Here is a 966-nt window from a genome sequence, read left to right on the forward strand (position 1 = left end):
GCTGGTAAAGTGACTAAGGTTAGTGTTGCTGTCGGTGATCAAGTTAGCGAAGGTATGGTACTTATCGAGCTTGAAAGTGATGCGGCAGACGCAACAGATAATAACAGCCAAGACAAATCTGACTCAAATAAAGATAGTGAGGCAAGTAAAGATAGCGATGAAGGTAGTAAAGAGCCAGAAGCTAAGCCTACTGTTGAGGAATCAAGTAAGTCTGAAAGTAATGATAAACCTGCAGCTACAGCGTCAGGATCGGCGTCTACCTATCAATTACCAGACTTAGGCGTTGATGAAGCACAAGTAGCTGAAATTATGGTTAGTGTGGGCGATACGGTCACCGCTGATCAGTCAATATTATTAATTGAGTCTGATAAAGCCTCGGTCGAAGTGCCAGCACCAGAAGATGGTAAGATTGAAAAAATCTTGGTACAAGCGGGTGACATGGTCGCCAATGGTCAAGACTTTATTATCATTGTTGGTAGTGGCACGAGTGATAGTAGTGACGAGCCTAAAGTCGCTGCGTCAACGACTTCTGAAACGGCAAGTCCAAATAATCAAGCTTCGCAAACGTCAGGTGAACCTAAGCAAGCGCCGGTTAAAGCAGATGCTGATAAAGCGAGTGCTGCTACAAATACAGAAAGCAACAAGTTAAGTGAAGCTGAAGTTAACGAAAAATCAGCAGAAGTATATGCCGGACCTGCTGTTCGCAAGCTTGCTCGCGAACTGGGTGTAGACATTACCAACGTAACTGGTACTGCGCTAAACGATCGTATCTTAAAAGAAGATCTGTTCGCACATGTCAATAAGCTGATGACCAACAAACAGCAGGTCGCATCAGCTAGTGGTGGTAGTACGCGTGCAAGTTTGCCTGCACTGCCAGACATGAGTAATACTGAAATTTGGGGCGAGACTGAAATACAAGACCTTACTCGTCTACAAAAGGTCTCGATACCGCAGCTTAATTACAAT

General features: G+C 44.4%; 1 protein-coding gene. It reads left to right on the plus strand.

The annotated features are described in order from the left end of the window. Nucleotides 1-966: biotin/lipoyl-containing protein (locus tag ACS8FD_RS17345; RefSeq protein ID WP_439276765.1), on the plus strand; the 966-nt coding region annotated here is incomplete at both ends.

This window comes from Psychrobacter sp. 1U2 (assembly GCF_051847575.1).